Origin of the sequence: Acinetobacter gyllenbergii CIP 110306 = MTCC 11365, assembly GCF_000413855.1 — a bacterium.
Classification (GTDB): Bacteria; Pseudomonadota; Gammaproteobacteria; order Pseudomonadales; family Moraxellaceae; genus Acinetobacter; species Acinetobacter gyllenbergii.
In genome coordinates this window covers 76,406-91,259 of the sequence record NZ_ATGG01000024.1, presented here as the reverse complement: position 1 = coordinate 91,259, position 14,854 = coordinate 76,406, and the positions used below count along the sequence as shown (strand labels likewise).

Annotated in this window: 13 protein-coding genes and 2 tRNA genes; 6 read left to right on the top strand and 9 right to left on the bottom strand. The window is 43.7% G+C overall.

Annotated features, from left to right (window positions below; all coding sequences use genetic code 11):
- Positions 1 to 10: 10 nt before the first annotated feature.
- On the bottom strand, positions 11 to 472 hold the full coding sequence (locus F957_RS05835; protein ID WP_016660479.1) for a DMT family transporter: 462 nt from the start codon (positions 470 to 472) through the stop codon (positions 11 to 13).
- 139 nt (positions 473 to 611) lie between these two features.
- On the opposite strand from F957_RS05835, the gene hemW reads away from it, so the two are divergent.
- Complete coding sequence (gene hemW / locus F957_RS05840; protein ID WP_016542390.1) at positions 612 to 1,766, top strand: radical SAM family heme chaperone HemW; 1,155 nt, start codon at positions 612 to 614, stop codon at positions 1,764 to 1,766.
- 122 nt (positions 1,767 to 1,888) lie between these two features.
- Here the strand turns inward: hemW and F957_RS05845 are convergent.
- From F957_RS05845 to F957_RS21675, 5 genes are all read right to left on the bottom strand, one after another.
- Positions 1,889 to 1,964: transfer RNA gene (locus tag F957_RS05845), tRNA-Lys, on the bottom strand.
- A gap of 120 nt (positions 1,965 to 2,084) precedes the next feature.
- Positions 2,085 to 2,160 (bottom strand) — tRNA-Lys (locus tag F957_RS05850).
- A gap of 174 nt (positions 2,161 to 2,334) precedes the next feature.
- Positions 2,335 to 4,176 (bottom strand): long-chain-acyl-CoA synthetase, encoded by a 1,842-nt coding sequence (locus F957_RS05855; RefSeq protein WP_016542391.1) that lies wholly within the window; start codon positions 4,174 to 4,176, stop codon positions 2,335 to 2,337.
- A gap of 196 nt (positions 4,177 to 4,372) precedes the next feature.
- Positions 4,373 to 7,729 (bottom strand): Rne/Rng family ribonuclease, encoded by a 3,357-nt coding sequence (locus F957_RS05860; protein WP_016542392.1) that lies wholly within the window; start codon positions 7,727 to 7,729, stop codon positions 4,373 to 4,375.
- A 211-nt stretch (positions 7,730 to 7,940) separates the two neighbouring features.
- Positions 7,941 to 8,087 (bottom strand): hypothetical protein, encoded by a 147-nt coding sequence (locus F957_RS21675; RefSeq protein WP_016542393.1) that lies wholly within the window; start codon positions 8,085 to 8,087, stop codon positions 7,941 to 7,943.
- A 432-nt stretch (positions 8,088 to 8,519) separates the two neighbouring features.
- On the opposite strand from F957_RS21675, the gene F957_RS05865 reads away from it, so the two are divergent.
- The 4 genes from F957_RS05865 to F957_RS05880 all read left to right on the top strand — a co-directional run bounded on the left by F957_RS05865 (position 8,520) and on the right by F957_RS05880 (position 11,558).
- The gene (locus tag F957_RS05865) at positions 8,520 to 9,452 is read left to right on the top strand and encodes an RluA family pseudouridine synthase (RefSeq protein ID WP_016542394.1); all 933 of its coding nucleotides are present in this window, start codon (positions 8,520 to 8,522) and stop codon (positions 9,450 to 9,452) included.
- Positions 9,449 to 10,123, top strand: coding sequence for an HAD family hydrolase (locus F957_RS05870; RefSeq protein WP_016542395.1), 675 nt, complete (start codon positions 9,449 to 9,451; stop codon positions 10,121 to 10,123). The genes F957_RS05865 and F957_RS05870 overlap by 4 nt, the downstream gene beginning before the upstream one ends.
- A 75-nt stretch (positions 10,124 to 10,198) precedes the next feature.
- Positions 10,199 to 10,897 (top strand): helix-turn-helix transcriptional regulator, encoded by a 699-nt coding sequence (locus tag F957_RS05875; RefSeq protein ID WP_016542396.1) that lies wholly within the window; start codon positions 10,199 to 10,201, stop codon positions 10,895 to 10,897.
- Between the two features lie 52 nt (positions 10,898 to 10,949).
- Positions 10,950 to 11,558, top strand: coding sequence for a glutathione S-transferase family protein (locus tag F957_RS05880; RefSeq protein ID WP_016542397.1), 609 nt, complete (start codon positions 10,950 to 10,952; stop codon positions 11,556 to 11,558).
- 51 nt (positions 11,559 to 11,609) lie between these two features.
- On the opposite strand, the gene F957_RS05885 is transcribed toward F957_RS05880, so the two are convergent.
- A complete protein-coding gene (locus tag F957_RS05885) occupies positions 11,610 to 12,524 on the bottom strand; it encodes a LysR substrate-binding domain-containing protein (RefSeq protein WP_016542398.1) in 915 nt (304 codons plus the stop codon).
- 390 nt (positions 12,525 to 12,914) lie between these two features.
- On the opposite strand from F957_RS05885, the gene F957_RS05890 reads away from it, so the two are divergent.
- On the top strand, positions 12,915 to 13,967 hold the full coding sequence (locus F957_RS05890) for an MBL fold metallo-hydrolase (protein ID WP_016542399.1): 1,053 nt from the start codon (positions 12,915 to 12,917) through the stop codon (positions 13,965 to 13,967).
- Here F957_RS05890 and F957_RS05895 read toward each other — a convergent pair.
- The gene (locus F957_RS05895; protein WP_016542400.1) at positions 13,954 to 14,361 is read right to left on the bottom strand and encodes a DoxX-like family protein; all 408 of its coding nucleotides are present in this window, start codon (positions 14,359 to 14,361) and stop codon (positions 13,954 to 13,956) included. The genes F957_RS05890 and F957_RS05895 overlap by 14 nt on opposite strands.
- Positions 14,358 to 14,798 (bottom strand): thiol-disulfide oxidoreductase DCC family protein, encoded by a 441-nt coding sequence (locus F957_RS05900; protein WP_016542401.1) that lies wholly within the window; start codon positions 14,796 to 14,798, stop codon positions 14,358 to 14,360. The genes F957_RS05895 and F957_RS05900 overlap by 4 nt, the downstream gene beginning before the upstream one ends.
- Positions 14,799 to 14,854: the final 56 nt, after the last annotated feature.

Here is a 14,854-nt window from a genome sequence, read left to right as displayed (position 1 = left end):
TGAGGGAGACTTAGCGTTGTAGTGTGAATAGCACACCAATAAAAATCACAATACTGCCCAGCAGGCGTTGCCAATTGATTGGTGTTTTTTCTGTACCTAACCAGCCAAAGTGATCAATCAACATTGAAATGACCAGTTGCCCGAAAATCACTAAACCCGAGAAAGTTAAAAATCCAAGTTTAGGTGCAGTATAAATGCTCATACTGATTGCATAAACCCCAAGGCATCCCCCTAACCAGAGAAACCATGGAATTTGGGAAAGTTCACTTAAACTCGGTTTAGCTGCACCTTGGAAATAAACCAGCAGGGCTAGAATAATCGTCCCAATAAAAAAGGAAAGTAAGGCGGCTTGTAGTGGTGAGTTGAGATACTCGCGAAGTTGTGCATTGATTGCCGTTTGAAAGGCCATTGCAATTCCAATCCCTAAAGCTAGGGGCAGAATAAATAGCAATTGGCTGGAAATTTTCATCATATTATCGGTCTAATTGTTCTTTCTGCTTTCAGTCTAACTGAATCCGTAGGGGATGATAAGTTGTATCCCGTATTGAAGCTGCAACTGTACCGAGCCGAGTCATGTTAAAATAGTCAGGTTCTATTATTGAGCTTGTATTTTGAGTCTGTTAAATCCTGCAAATATCCCACTGTCCTTGTATATCCATATGCCGTGGTGTGTACGTAAATGTCCTTATTGTGACTTTAACTCACATGCCGTTCCAGATGGGCAATTGTCATTGGATTTGGAACAGCAATATCTTGTGGCATTAGTGGCTGACTTTGAGACGCAGATTGAAATGGCACAAGGCCGATCGATTCATAGTGTGTTTATTGGTGGGGGAACGCCGTCACTGATTTCTGCACAAGGTTATCAATGGTTGTTCGATCAACTCAAAGCACGTTTAGACTTTGAAGCCGATTGTGAAATTACACTAGAAGCCAATCCAGGTACGGTGGAACATGATCCATTTGCCGATTATCTAGCAGTGGGGATTAATCGCTTATCACTCGGTGTGCAAAGTTTTGATCCAGACCACTTACAGCGTCTTGGTCGTATCCACTCAGCCAATAATGCACTGGATGCAATTCAACAGGCGCGTCAGGCTGGCTTTGAGCGCGTTAATGTCGATCTCATGCATGGTTTACCCCAACAAAGTGAAGAACAGGCCTTAACCGACCTGAGATTGGCTGTGGAGCAGGGTGCAACGCATATTAGCTGGTATCAACTGACCATTGAACCCAATACTGTTTTCTTCCGCACTCAGCCAGTATTACCGCAAGATGAAGTGCTAGAGCATATTCAAGAACAAGGTGAAGCATATTTAAAAGCCAATGGCTATGTGAATTATGAAGTTTCAGCATGGCGTAAAGAACAGCCATCTGCGCATAACTTAAATTATTGGCAATTTGGTGATTATTTGGCGATTGGTGCCGGGGCGCATGGCAAAGTCACCCGACCAGATGGCATTTATCGTTTTCAGAAAACCCGTTTACCGAAAGACTATTTAGCCAAAGTGCCTGCTGAACACGTGCAAATGAAGCGGATTGAGGCAGAAGAATTGCCTTTTGAATTTATGATGAATGCCTTGCGTTTAAATCAAGGTGTAGCTGCTGATACTTATACTCAGCGCACAGGACTTGAATTGGATGATTTGAGCGAAAGCCTGAATCAGTTGCGTGAGAAAAAATTATTGATTGCTGATGCAAACCAAATTGCCTGTACTGAGCAAGGACATATCTTTTTAAACTCGGTGCTAGAGAAATTTTTATAATTAAACGGTTGTGATGCTTTAGGCATGGATGCTTAAAGTCATTCAAATGAATCTGTCATTTTTTTGAAAGAAATTGAGCAGACAATAAAAAAGCCTCATCAATGATGAGGCTTTTTAGAATTTGGTGGGTCGTCCGCGATTCGAACGCGGGACCAACGGATTAAAAGTCCGCTGCTCTACCAGCTGAGCTAACGACCCTGAGCGAGGGTAAGTAAAACAACGTTTTACCTGAGCGCAAGAGAAAATCTATGATTTTCTGTAGCTTAACCTCTTACAGGCATTTGTAAAATACATTTTACAAACTATCAAAACATTAGATGGTGGGTCGTCCGCGATTCGAACGCGGGACCAACGGATTAAAAGTCCGCTGCTCTACCAGCTGAGCTAACGACCCATAAGCAAGTGTTTAAACATGCCACACAATTAAAACTAATTCGTTCTAAATGCGTCTTCGTTTTGATGTTGCGTATTCTAGCAACTTATTCAGCTAACACAAGAGGAAATTTAAAAACATGTGCATGATTGTTTATAAAAAGCACGATTTCCTCTTGTTTAGCTAAAAAATAAACTAGAAACGGTATTGATAGCTCTGAATATTGTCAAAGATCTCTGTATTTACATCAGTGTAGCTACTTGCACCTGGTAATAAAACCAGTAAACGTTCAGAAGTTTTGCTTGGATTAAAGCCATCTTCTTTCAGTTTATTCTTCTGGTATTTAAATGTGCCTGTGGTTTCAACTTTCTCTTGAACACGTAAGAATACTGGAATCGCATAAGAAGGTAAGCATTTTTTGAATACATTGACCATATCGGTTAAATCTGCATCATTGAGTGCCGCACCATCAACCAAGGTAATCGCTGCCATACCTGCGCGACCGTTGGTATTTGGAATTTCAACGCCGTAAACCACTGCTTCTACGATCTTTTCATACTCACAGACCATATTTTCAACTTCTGTGGTTGAAACGTTTTCGCCTTTCCAGCGGAAGGTGTCACCTAAACGATCCACAAACTGGGCATGGCGGAAGCCGATATCACGCACCAAGTCACCGGTGTTGAAATAGGAGTCACCTTGGGTAAACACATCTTTCAAAATCACCGACTTGTTTTTTTCTGGGTCAGTATAGCCATCGAAAGGTGAGCGGCTGGTGATTTTGCCAATCAGCAAGCCCACTTCACCAGTCTTCACTTTCTTACAGTAACCTTTCTTATCGCGGACCAGTTCATTCTTTTCTTTGTCGAATTCAACGATTGCATACGGTGTTGGAGAGAAGCCAACCGTATTGTCAAAGTTGAAGATGTTGCTAAAACCAACGTTGCCTTCGCTTGATGCATAAAGTTCAAGCACTTCTTCGACACCAAAACGCTCTTTGAACTTGCCCCAGATATTTGGACGCATGCCATTACCAATCATCTTGGTCACACGATGCGCACGATCTTGTTCTGTAACTGGCGCATCAATCAGATAACGGCACAATTCACCGACATAACCAATCGCAGAAGCATTGAACTTTTGCACATCTTTCCAGAACGCACTGGTTGAATATTTACGGCGTACTGCCAATGTGGCACTACCTGCAATCACACCACACCAACACACCACCACACCGGTTGCGTGGTAAAGCGGGAGCGTCACGTACATCACATCATCTTTACCGAGATTGAGAATGTGGCCATAGGTGCCATAAGCGAGCGTCCAGCGGCTATGTGTGAAAATTACGGCCTTTGGTAAGCCCGTAGTGCCTGAAGTATAGATGTAGAACAATCCATCTTTGCCATTTACAGTACGAGTGGTTGATGGATTGAATTTTGGAAACTGATCAATTTGTTGGGCAAGATTCACATAGCCTTGCGGTGCTGTACCTGCATGTTTACGCGTTTCTTGGTCTGCAAACCAGTGAAAACGATCTTGAGCGACCTTTAAGTCTTGACGTGCTTCATCAATGGCAGCGCGAACTTCTTCACCCGCAATTACGGCAATTGGATTGACCAAGTTAATGCTGTGTGCAAGTACTTTACCCACCTGTGAGGTATTGACGAGGGCAATCGTGACCCCGATTTTGGCCAAAGCTACAATGCTGGCAATCAGTTCAGGACGGTTTTCTACCATCACAGCAATCACATCGCCTTTTTTTGCACCAAGCGATAAATAGTAATGTGCAATTTGGTTTGCCCATTCATTGAGTGCTTGATAGCTATAGCTTTGATCTTCAAATAACAGTGCGATGCCTTGAGGGTTGCGCTTGACTGCTTTTTCAAAGGCAATACCTAAACCCGCGGGAGACGTTGGTGTTCGCAAATATGCTTGTTTAAGACCATTGAGGATATGAGGGACTTTAGTGATGAAGTTTGGAAGTCGAGTAGCAACATCACCAAGAGTAATTATATCGGTCTGCGTAGTTTGGCTCATATCAATCCTGTTTATTTTTCGATCAATCCAAGAAATGGCTATCCGTTAGAACACAACCATTCACACCATTGTTGTTGATGCTGTTTTGTAATGGTAAGTGCCTAGAGCAATCAACCTAATTTTAACAAAATAACAAAAAAGCCTAGTCATCGGAATGACTAGGCTTCGCCTTATTGAGTGCAATTTAGCAAATGACTCACTCAGCTGTGGCTTTTTTAGGTGGACGGCCACGCGGGCGACGAGGGCGGCTAGATTTCTCTTTTTCCGCTTTCGCTGCTTCATCTTCAAGTTCTGCTTCTGTTGCTGCTGGCTTTTGTTCAGCTTTTTTAGCAGCTTGAACAGGTTCTGCAACAGTTTCAGTTACGGCTTCAACCTCAGTAGTTACGGTAGGTTCAGCTGCTTCAGCTTCAACGGGTGCAACTTCTGCGACAACTTCAGTACTAGCAAGTTCTAAGGGTTGTTGCTCAGGTGCAGCTACTGCCGTTTCTTCTGCAACAATCGTTGTTTCTGCTGCTTTCACTTCTTCTTGCGTTTCAGTGTGTTCAACAGGTGCTGCTGGAGCAGCAGTTGATGCAACGTGTGCTTCTTTCGCTTGTTCCGCAGCAAGTTTAGCCAAACGACGACGTTCACGTGGATCATTGGCAACACGAATAGCCGCAGCTTCAGGTGGTGTTAATGCTAACACTGGCGCTGGTTCAGCTTCTTCAGTCGACTTTTGACTTGGAAGCTCAGCATCACGTGTTACAGGACGCTTTTCTTCCTCAACCGCTGTTTCTACCACTAAAGAGCTTGCATATTGTTCAGCAAACTTTTGTAGGGCACGGTTAAACGTAGTGATCAAACCAAATTGCTCAATCAAAATGGTGCAATCTTCACCGTAAACATGACGAATCAAGCTACCCAAGGTGTATTGACCCAACGCTGGAATTTGCGATGGTGCAATTTTGGGTACAACAACTGCTTTCTGAGCTGATTGATGACCACGTTGACGACGGCGTGAACGTGGGTCATTACTGGCACGTTTCACCGGTGCTTGAGCAGTCTCTTCTACCGCAGCAGCAGGTGCTTCTTTTGCAACCACTGGTTCTGCTTGAGTTACAGGTTTTTTCTCAGCTTTTTCTACAACAGTTGTTGCAACTTCTGCTTTTGCAGCTGGCGCATTGGTCTGTTGTGGCGTCAATGCAACAATTTCGCTTTGACCTTGATCAATATTCACAACCAGTGCTGTGTTCATTGGTTCGCTACGTGGCGCATCGACTACATCCACTTTGATTTGTTGTGGATTTGCTGGTGCTTCAGTTGCAGCAGGAGCTTCATTCAATACGCTTTGATCGCGATGACGATTTGGGCGATTTGGACGTTGCTGGTTACGGTCACGACGTGGCAACGGCGCAGACTCATGACCTTGAGCAGCATCATGATGTTGTTGCTGGTTTTGAGACTCTTGTGGTTGTTGGCGTTTTTGTTGACGCTTTAACTCACGTTGCTCTTGGCGCTGTTCTTGGCGTGACAGTTGAACCACTTCTTCATGCACTTGATTTTGTTGTTCATGTGCATGTGCGTGTTGTTCACGCTGTTCTTTGTGCTTGCGCTTCTTCTGGTTTTGATTTGGACGATGAGATTTTTCGTCTTTCTCAAAAGTTTCACGCGCTTCTTGTTTCACAGGATTTTGTGAAATATAAGCATTGTTTGCGGTCGCTGCTGGTGCAGCAGTTTCAGCTACAACTGGCACGTTGACTTGACCAAACTGGCCACGGCTTACCGCACCGTTATTCACCATTTGTTCAATCGCTGCGGCTGCATTTTGAGCAGAACGGGATTGATCAGTGGTTTGAGCTTGTTTTTGAACAAATAGGTTCTCTAACCAAGCGCAAGGGCTAGCTGACTTTTGTGTGCTTGCTTGAGTTTGTTTTGCTTGAGCGGCCTGTTGCTGAGCAGCGCCTTTCTTCTGTGGTGCAGCAGCTTGGTTTTGCGCAGCAGGCGCATGGTGATGCTCTGCATCTTCCAAATGCCAGTCTGAAGACTCATAACCCAATTCTTTTTCGCTAGAACGAGTGGCTTCAGTACGTTCATAACTTGACGGTGCAAAACCATCAGGGTTGAACTGGATTTGGTAGTGTGGTGTTTCCAAGTGTGGGTGAGGCAATACCGTCACACGAACATTTGAAGTTTGTTCTAAGTACACTAGGCTATGACGCTTTTCATTCAATAAGAACGCTGCGATTTCAACAGGCACTTCAACTTGAACTTCACCTTGGCGTTCACGTAAAGCAATTTCTTCAACCTTACGCATGATTGAAAGTGACAACGAACGTAAGTCACGCACCATACCCGTACCATGACAGCGTGGGCAAACGTAACCTGTGGCTTCTTCTAAAGAAGGACGTAAACGCTGACGGCTCATTTCCATCAGACCAAAACGTGACAGTTGACCGAATTGGATTCGTGCGCGGTCACTTTGTGTCGCTTCACGTAATTTCGCTTCAACCATACGCTGGTTACGGTCTTTGGTCATGTCGATGAAATCGATGACAACTAGGCCACCGATATCACGTAAACGCAGTTGACGTGCGATTTCTTCGGCTGCTTCTAAGTTGGTGTTTAACGCCGTTTCTTCAACATCATGACCACGGGTTGATTTCGCCGAGTTAATATCGATTGAAACCAAGGCTTCGGTTTGGTCGATGACGATTGAACCACCAGAAGGCAGTTTTACTTCACGTTCATAAGCCGTTTGGATTTGGCTTTCAATTCCAAAATGAGCAAACAATGGCTCATTCAAGGTATAGGTTTTTAATTTGTCTAACTGACGTGGCATCACTGCTTTTACGAAATTATACGCTTCGTTATAGGCTTGTTCGCTATCAATCAGGATTTCAGCTACGTCATCACGTAAATAATCACGGATCGCACGGGTCACCACACCTGCTTCTTGATGCACCAACATCGGTGATGGGCCAGAGCTTGCTGAACCTTGGATTTGTGCCCAAAGGTCAAGTAAGTGTTGCAAGTCGAGTTGAAGCTCTTCTTGAGTACGGCCAATCCCCGCAGTACGAACAATCACGCTCATGCCACGCGGTACATTTAAAGAGGCTAAAATTTCTTTCAGTTCTTCACGTACTGAACCTGAAATTTGACGGCTGATACCGCCACCTTTCGGATTGTTCGGCATCAGAACTAAGTAACGGCCTGCAAGTGAAATAAAGGTTGAAAGCGCAGCACCTTTGTTGCCACGTTCTTCTTTTTCAACTTGAACCAGTAATTCAGTGCCCTCAGTAATGAGTTCACGAATATTTGAAGTTTGACGAGGGTCAGCTTTGAAATACGAGTTTGCAATTTCTCGCATAGACAAAAAGCCTTGACGCTGTGCGCCGTACTCAACGAAAACCGCTTCTAAAGACGGTTCAACGCGAGTGACATGACCTTTATAGATATTTGATTTTTTTTGTTCGCGTGTACGATTCTCTAAATCGAAATCGTAAAGACGATTACCAGTGATAAGTGCAACGCGAACTTCTTCGGCGTGGGTTGCATTAATCAACATACGTTTCATGGGTGTGACACCTAATAGTGATGCACACAAACAACAAGCCCAATATTTTTGAGCAAACATCTCATTGGCGCGATCAAGACTCAGAAGCAACGTTGTATAGGTCGCTCTGAAACCACTGACTGTAAATATCCAGCTGTGGGCTCTGATACGGTTATTTCGATGTCAGCAATATTGCTTCAATCTGGAATCCGTTGATATTTCATGGCATGTCTTACATCTGTGAAATATCACTAGATCCGACATAATCAAAGTTTCCTGTACGCTTCACTGGCGGGTGAGCGGTGCATTGGATGGTGACTTTCACTGTCATTAAGCATTGAAGTCGATCCATCTGGAAGTCTCGATACGGAATGATCATCGTATCTCTGCTTAGCAGTTCCAATGCATCAACGCTTTAGCCTGAATGCGACATCAGGGAGCAAATTGTCTGATGTGGATCAGTTTACGTTTAATAACCAGCAAATTGCTGGCGACATATTTTTTCTGAACAAACTGTATGTGCTGATGCACAATTAAACGCAACAGTTTGCCATTTTGCCGATATAATAAGCCTTCGGCGTCGGCATAATTCTTTAGGACCTATCCGAGTTGTTGGTGAATATCTCATCGATTGAAAATTTTATCTAAATAAAATTTCTGATTTGATGCTCACTTACGGCGGTATCCGTGCGCTGAATATATCAAACCTTGCAGCATCTGCCTATGGGCTAAGTTTAGGTTTCTTGTGAAATAACTTAGCTAAATGATCATTTTTTAATCATATTTAGCAAATCTTGGATTAATCGAGCGTATGAATTCTACACAACAATGGCAAAGTGTCACTTGGTTTGACGTGGATGAGCATCAAGACGGGCAGCGAATAGATAATTTTTTATTTACCCGATTAAAAGGTGTACCGAAGAGTCGAATCTATCGTTTGATTCGTGAAGGACAAGTACGCGTAAACAAAAAAAGAATAAAAGCCGAAACGCGATTGAACATTGGCGACCAGATTCGGGTTGCACCAATTCGTTATGAACAAAAGGATGAAACGGCTGCTCCAGTAAGCGATAGTGTAGCGCAAAGTTTACTCAGTCGTGTGGTGTATGAGGATGAAGGGCTGTTGGTGATCAATAAACCCTCAGGGATTGCGGTACATGGTGGCAGTGGTGTGGCTTATGGCTTGATTGAAGCCTTGCGTGCCGCAACTGGTAAAAAATATCTGGAGCTGATCCATCGTATTGACCGTGATACCTCTGGTTTGGTGATGATTAGTAAAAAGCGCAGTACTTTAAAATTACTGCAAGACTTATTGCGTGAGCATAAGATTCAAAAAACTTATGCCGCAATTGTCAAAGGTCAAGTCAGCCTAGATCAGCAAATGATTGATGCACCCTTATTGCGTTATGAACTGGCCAATGGTGAGCGTCGTGTTCGTGTGACCAAAGAGGGTAAGCCGAGCAAGACGGACTGGAAAGTGGTTGAACGTTTTAAAGCCGCGACTTTGGTGCATGCATCACCACTCTCGGGTCGTACCCATCAAATCCGTGTGCATGGTCTCAGTATTGGTCATCCTTTGGTTGGGGATGATAAATATGGCCATAATACGGCCTATACGGGTCCAGAAGCCCGCCGTTTGTGCTTACATGCGATGCGTTTAGATATTCCAAACTATCCAAGCATTGAAGCGCCCATGCCTGAAGATATGCAACAGGTGATCGATCAGTTGAGAAAGCAGAAATGAGTCAAAATATCGAACTGGTGATTTTTGATTGGGATGGCACCTTATTCGACTCGGTTGGGCAAATCGTAGCAAGCTTGCAATACGCAGCACAGCAATTTGAACAACCGCTGACGGATGAAGCTGCAAAAAGTATTATTGGCTTAGGTTTGCCTGAAGTCATGCAAATCCTGTTTCCACAAGTTCCGCATTTACAGCAAGATATTTTGCAATGTTATGCAGACCATTATGTGGCAAACTCCAAAGGGGATGCGTGGTTTAGCGGCGTTGCAGAGTTGCTCGCGGATTTAAAACAGCAAGGTTTAAAGCTTGCTGTGGCAACAGGCAAAAGTCGTAAAGGCCTAGATCGGGTTTTGGCACAAACCAATAGTGATGAGATCTTTGATATTACCCGTGCTGCCAGTGAAACCAAATCCAAGCCAGATCCATTGATGTTGCAGGAAATTTTGACTGAAATGGATGTCACTGCTGACCGTGCTGTGATGGTGGGGGATACCAGTTATGACTTGGAAATGGCACAAAATCTGAATATGCCACGGATTGGGGTCAGTTATGGGGTGCATAGCATTGAAACCTTGCAGCAATATCAACCCTTGACCATTGCGCACAATGTGCAGGATCTACATGCTTATTTGCAAAGTGTGTTGAATGTGGCTGCCTTAACCGAGAGTTAATTTATCCGAATCAGATGAAACGACAATGATGGGAGGGTTCGTATTCCCATCATTCATAATAACAATAGGGATCGTATGAGTCGTTCAATCCGTTTACTTAATCTATTACAGCTGCTGAGAGAATATCGCTATCCGGTGACCGCGCAGGTGTTGGCAGAGCGTTTACAGATCAGTCAGCGTAGTGTCTATCGCGATATTGATACCTTGCGTGAGCAAGGCGTTTGTATTGATGCCGCAGCTGGATTGGGTTTTCAGCTGAAACAAGATTTCCTATTACCACCGATGACATTGAATGAAACCGAAATCGAAGCGATTTTCTTGGCTCTGAACTGGTTGAACGATATTCCTGATCTGGCCCTAAAGTCGGCTTCAACGGCTGTGCTTGCCAAACTGAATGCAGTTTTGCCAGAGCGCTGCCAGCACATGCTAGAACACACGACATTAAGATCAATCAATGTCTGGTTACCTGTAAATGAAGCTTTGGTGGAGCAGGTGCGCTTAGCCATCCGCCAGCAAGTCAAAATCGTTGTCGATTATGCGGATGAGCAGCAACGGGTCAGTTCCCGTACATTGTGGCCTTTTGCACTGGGCTATTTTAATGATCGAATTGTACTGGCAGCATGGTGCGAATTACGTCAAGGTTTTCGTCATTTTAGAATTGATCGCATTCAGCAATTGGCGCTGAGCCAGGAGCTGTACCCACAATTCAAACAACAACTCTTTCAACGCTGGTGGACACAGGAAGTGTGTCGTTCGACTACTGACAAAAACTGACAATCAAAACACTTACATTGAAATAAGAATAACTCACCAAGGAAATATCAAAATGGCTCTTCAACTTTATACCAATAATTTTTCGCGTGGCGTCGTGGTTGATTGGTTGCTGATCGAACTGGGCATTGAATGCGAGCGTATCGAAGTGGCTTTTCAAACTGAGATGAAAACGCCTGAATATCTGAAAATCAATCCTTTTGGCAAAGTCCCTGTGCTGGTCGATGGTGATGTGGTGGTGTATGAGCTGGATGCAATTTGTGCTTATCTGGCGGATAAATTTGCGGACAAAGGATTGGCACCAGCACTGAATGACCCCAAGCGTGGCGTGTATTATCGTTGGTTATTCTTTATTTCAGGGCCGTGGGAAGCTGCTTCGACTAATAAAATGCTCGGTGTGGATGTCGCACCTGAGCAAAAATCTTCTGTTGGATATGGGGATTATCAGGATGCCTACAATGCCTTTGTGCAAGGACTGAGTGAAGTTGATCCCTATTTATGTGGCAAGCAGTTTACGGCCGCGGATGTCACGGTTGCGGCCATGTTATTTTGGCAGCTAAAAATGGGGGAGATCGAATCGCATCCTGCAATTGAGCATTATCTGGACAACATGAAACAAAGACCAAGCTATCAAAAATTTGCTGAATTTTTTAGTAACGCCTAAGCTGAAAGTTTCCTCATCCAATAAAAAGCCGATTCGTTCGGCTTTTTATATTTACTCTTCTGGTTTGAGATTGGTGATGAGATCGAATGCAAATACCCGTTGAATCTCTTCAATGAACTGTTGTGTTGCCTCACTTGGGTCTTGTTTTTGATAGCTGATAAACACATCTAGACAGGGCAGCGGGTGGTTGAGCGGTCTGACGACGATTTGGTCAGTGGCTAATGCTTGGATATAGGCCGGTAAAATGGCACAACGATGCCCTGAATGTACCGCTTGAATAGCCTCTGCAATGGTGCTGGCTTCATCGATACTTTGAAAATGAATTTGCTGCTGTTTAATGTACTGGGTAATGATTCGTGCCAAAGGTTGAGACAGCTTGTGGGTTAAAATGGTCAGAGGTAAGTCCTGTAATTGGGCAATGTTGATCTCTGCATGCTGTGCTAAAGGATGTTGTTTCGGCAGCATAAACACTAAAGCTTCTTTGATGACCAATTGACTTACAAATGCTTCATTTTCAAATTTTTGATTAATAAAAATCAGGTCTAAATCGCCTTTTTTAAGCTTATTGATTTGATCGCTTTCTTTGAGATTGAGCGTTCGAATTTGTAGTTTGGGTAGGCGAACTCTTAAACGCGGCAAGATATAAGGGAAAATCCGAATCTCGGCAGAGGGCACAAAACCGATTTTTAAGCATTGCACTTTGGCCGCAGCCACCTGTCGTGCCATGGTCACCGCTTTGTCTGCCTGTGTGAGCGTCAGTCGAGCTTGTTCGAGGAATACCTGACCTTCATCGGTTAGTTCAACTTTACGTTTGGTGCGATGTAACAGTTGCACACCAACATCATCTTCGAGGTCTTTGATTTGCTGACTGAGAGAGGGCTGAGAAGTGTGTAGTTTGAGTGCTGCTTTACTGAAACTCAGCTCCTCAGCGACGGTAATGAAATAGCGTAAATGACGTAATTCCATAAGACGGGTCCAAGAATGTTTTATTATTGTTTTGCTTATGATAGTGAGAAAATCATACTGTTGCCGCATTATATCTAAGCTTGTTTTATATACAATATGCTTTTTTCTAAAATATAAAAAATAGCAAAAATGATTTATTTCTACTTGGGACTGAATTGTCATTATGCCTTATTAGTTCGGTAAAATTGTGTTGACTCAGCGAGAGAAAATCAACATATGGCATAAGCTTATGTTAGGATCAAAGACCGATGTTAGAAACTGGAATAAAACGAGAATCCTAAAAAAATCATTACGATTTGAAAGGCGATCGCATTAAAAAATAGTCCATGACCTAAACGGTATACCAAACCATTCACCTCATGCGATGAGATTCCACCAAAGAAGACCTACATGAAAGATAAGCCGACATTAACCTACCAATTGCCGACACAATCTTGCTTGAGCCATACTTGGGGGAAACCTCCTTTTCCACATGAGGCTTCTGACCATTGTGGCATTGACCGTTTTTATAATTTACAGAAACCCTTAACCCCATTTGATCGTAAAGGTTTGCTCAAATGGCTGGCGACACGACAGTCTTATACCTGGAATGTAGACCGTTCACATGAATGGACTTTGCGTAATCACATGTTGGAGCTGCCGCAGAACCGCCCGCATGCCGATTTGAATGACTGGCAAATTTGGTTTGTGGGTCATGCCACGGTGCTTATTCAAATTGGTCCTTATAATTTCCTAACCGATCCTGTCTGGTGTGAGTATGTCAGCCCGAAACAGGGCAATGGCCCACGCCGTGTCTGTCCTGCGGGAATTGCCTTAGAGCATTTGCCAAGCATTCATGGGGTGTTGTTAAGCCACAATCATTATGATCATATGGATTTGGCGACTTTAGAATGGTTACATCAGAAATTCGAAATGCCGATTTATACGGGCTTGGGCAATGGCTATTATCTACCTAAGCATTTACATGTGATTGAAATGGATTGGTGGCAGGAAATTCCGTTTCATGATGAGTTGAAGATCGCGTATACACCTGCACAGCATACTTCTGGGCGTGGGGTGAGAGATCAAAATCGGGCTTTGTGGGGCGGTTTCTCCTTACTCGCCAAAACAGGCCATTGTTTCTTTGCGGGTGATACCGGCTATTCCACCCACTTTAAACAGATCCATGAACGTTATGGTGACGCGCGAGTGGCGTTATTGCCGATCGGAGCATATGAGCCACGTATGCTGATGCGTTATGTGCATATGAATCCGCAAGATGCTTTTCATGCCCATTTAGATCTGCATGCCCATCGTTCTTTGGCGATACATTACCGTACCTTCCAGCTTACGGATGAAGATCGTGATGCGCCTGAACATGAACTGCAGCAAGCCATGAAATCGTCTTCAAAATTGGTCAATCCATTTTATTGTATTCGTGAAGGGCACTTTATCCGTGCTTAGCATTTTGTAATGCTTTGATACACCACAGTGAAATCACAGAAAGGCTTGCCAATGCAATATTCATGACCACAGGGTTAAAGGCCTGATAGATCTTGTCTGGATAAATCACTAAAACGACAATCAATAAGCCAATCAGGCTGATGATGTTGAGCCAGTGCAGATATTTATGTTGGATCCATAAAAAAAGACTACCAAAAATAATTTCGGCGAGACCTGAAAGTGAAATCATCCAAGCAATATATGATGGAGCGATATTGAGTTGCTGCCAAACATAGTGCTCATCTTGCACCTGAAAAATTAACTTGGGAATCAGGCCCTGATACATCCAAAGGCTGGCAATCACCCACTGACAAAACCTTAAGATCTGCTGAATGGTTTGGTTTTCGCTGTTCATGTGACAAGTTCATCCACGAGGAAATGCTGCTGAATATCTGGGGTCACGACATAACATTGTTCCGTTTTACCAAACAGGCGATAGCGATTTAAGGCGATACGGCGATAAGCAAAATCTCGGATGGCTTGAGGCACAAGACGGGCATATTTCAAGCTGCGATAAGGGAAATCCAGTCGCTGCATAATACGAAGAAAGGCCGTCGATTCGGTATAGCATTGACCTTTTTCTAGTAACAGCATGGTTTCAATCTGGTCAGTTGGGAAGTGATATCGCGTTAATAACTGCTGCCCCAGATTGGATTGCACCGAGACCAGTTTGAATTGGCAGTGTGGATCATGCTTGATCATAAAATCTGCCCAAGCTGAGCATAGCACGCACTCTGCATCAAACAGAATAATGTCATGGTTTTGGATTAGGTGTTCTAATGATTTCAGCATATTTATTGTTCTAATTGGGTGTTGAATAAATTGTCACTCAACTGCATTAAAAAAGC

Excerpts from the sequence above, each read along its gene's own strand:
- F957_RS05835 (WP_016660479.1), bottom strand. The coding sequence starts at position 472 with ATGATGAAAATTTCCAGCCAATTGCTATTTATTCTGCCCCTAGCTTTA.
- F957_RS05855 (WP_016542391.1), bottom strand. The coding sequence starts at position 4,176 with ATGAGCCAAACTACGCAGACCGATATAATTACTCTTGGTGATGTTGCT.
- F957_RS05860 (WP_016542392.1), bottom strand. The coding sequence starts at position 7,729 with ATGAAACGTATGTTGATTAATGCAACCCACGCCGAAGAAGTTCGCGTT.
- F957_RS21675 (WP_016542393.1), bottom strand. The coding sequence starts at position 8,087 with ATGATCATTCCGTATCGAGACTTCCAGATGGATCGACTTCAATGCTTA.
- F957_RS05865 (WP_016542394.1), top strand. The coding sequence starts at position 8,520 with ATGAATTCTACACAACAATGGCAAAGTGTCACTTGGTTTGACGTGGAT.
- F957_RS05870 (WP_016542395.1), top strand. The coding sequence starts at position 9,449 with ATGAGTCAAAATATCGAACTGGTGATTTTTGATTGGGATGGCACCTTA.
- F957_RS05875 (WP_016542396.1), top strand. The coding sequence starts at position 10,199 with ATGAGTCGTTCAATCCGTTTACTTAATCTATTACAGCTGCTGAGAGAA.
- F957_RS05880 (WP_016542397.1), top strand. The coding sequence starts at position 10,950 with ATGGCTCTTCAACTTTATACCAATAATTTTTCGCGTGGCGTCGTGGTT.
- F957_RS05885 (WP_016542398.1), bottom strand. The coding sequence starts at position 12,524 with ATGGAATTACGTCATTTACGCTATTTCATTACCGTCGCTGAGGAGCTG.
- F957_RS05890 (WP_016542399.1), top strand. The coding sequence starts at position 12,915 with ATGAAAGATAAGCCGACATTAACCTACCAATTGCCGACACAATCTTGC.
- F957_RS05895 (WP_016542400.1), bottom strand. The coding sequence starts at position 14,361 with ATGAACAGCGAAAACCAAACCATTCAGCAGATCTTAAGGTTTTGTCAG.
- F957_RS05900 (WP_016542401.1), bottom strand. The coding sequence starts at position 14,798 with ATGCTGAAATCATTAGAACACCTAATCCAAAACCATGACATTATTCTG.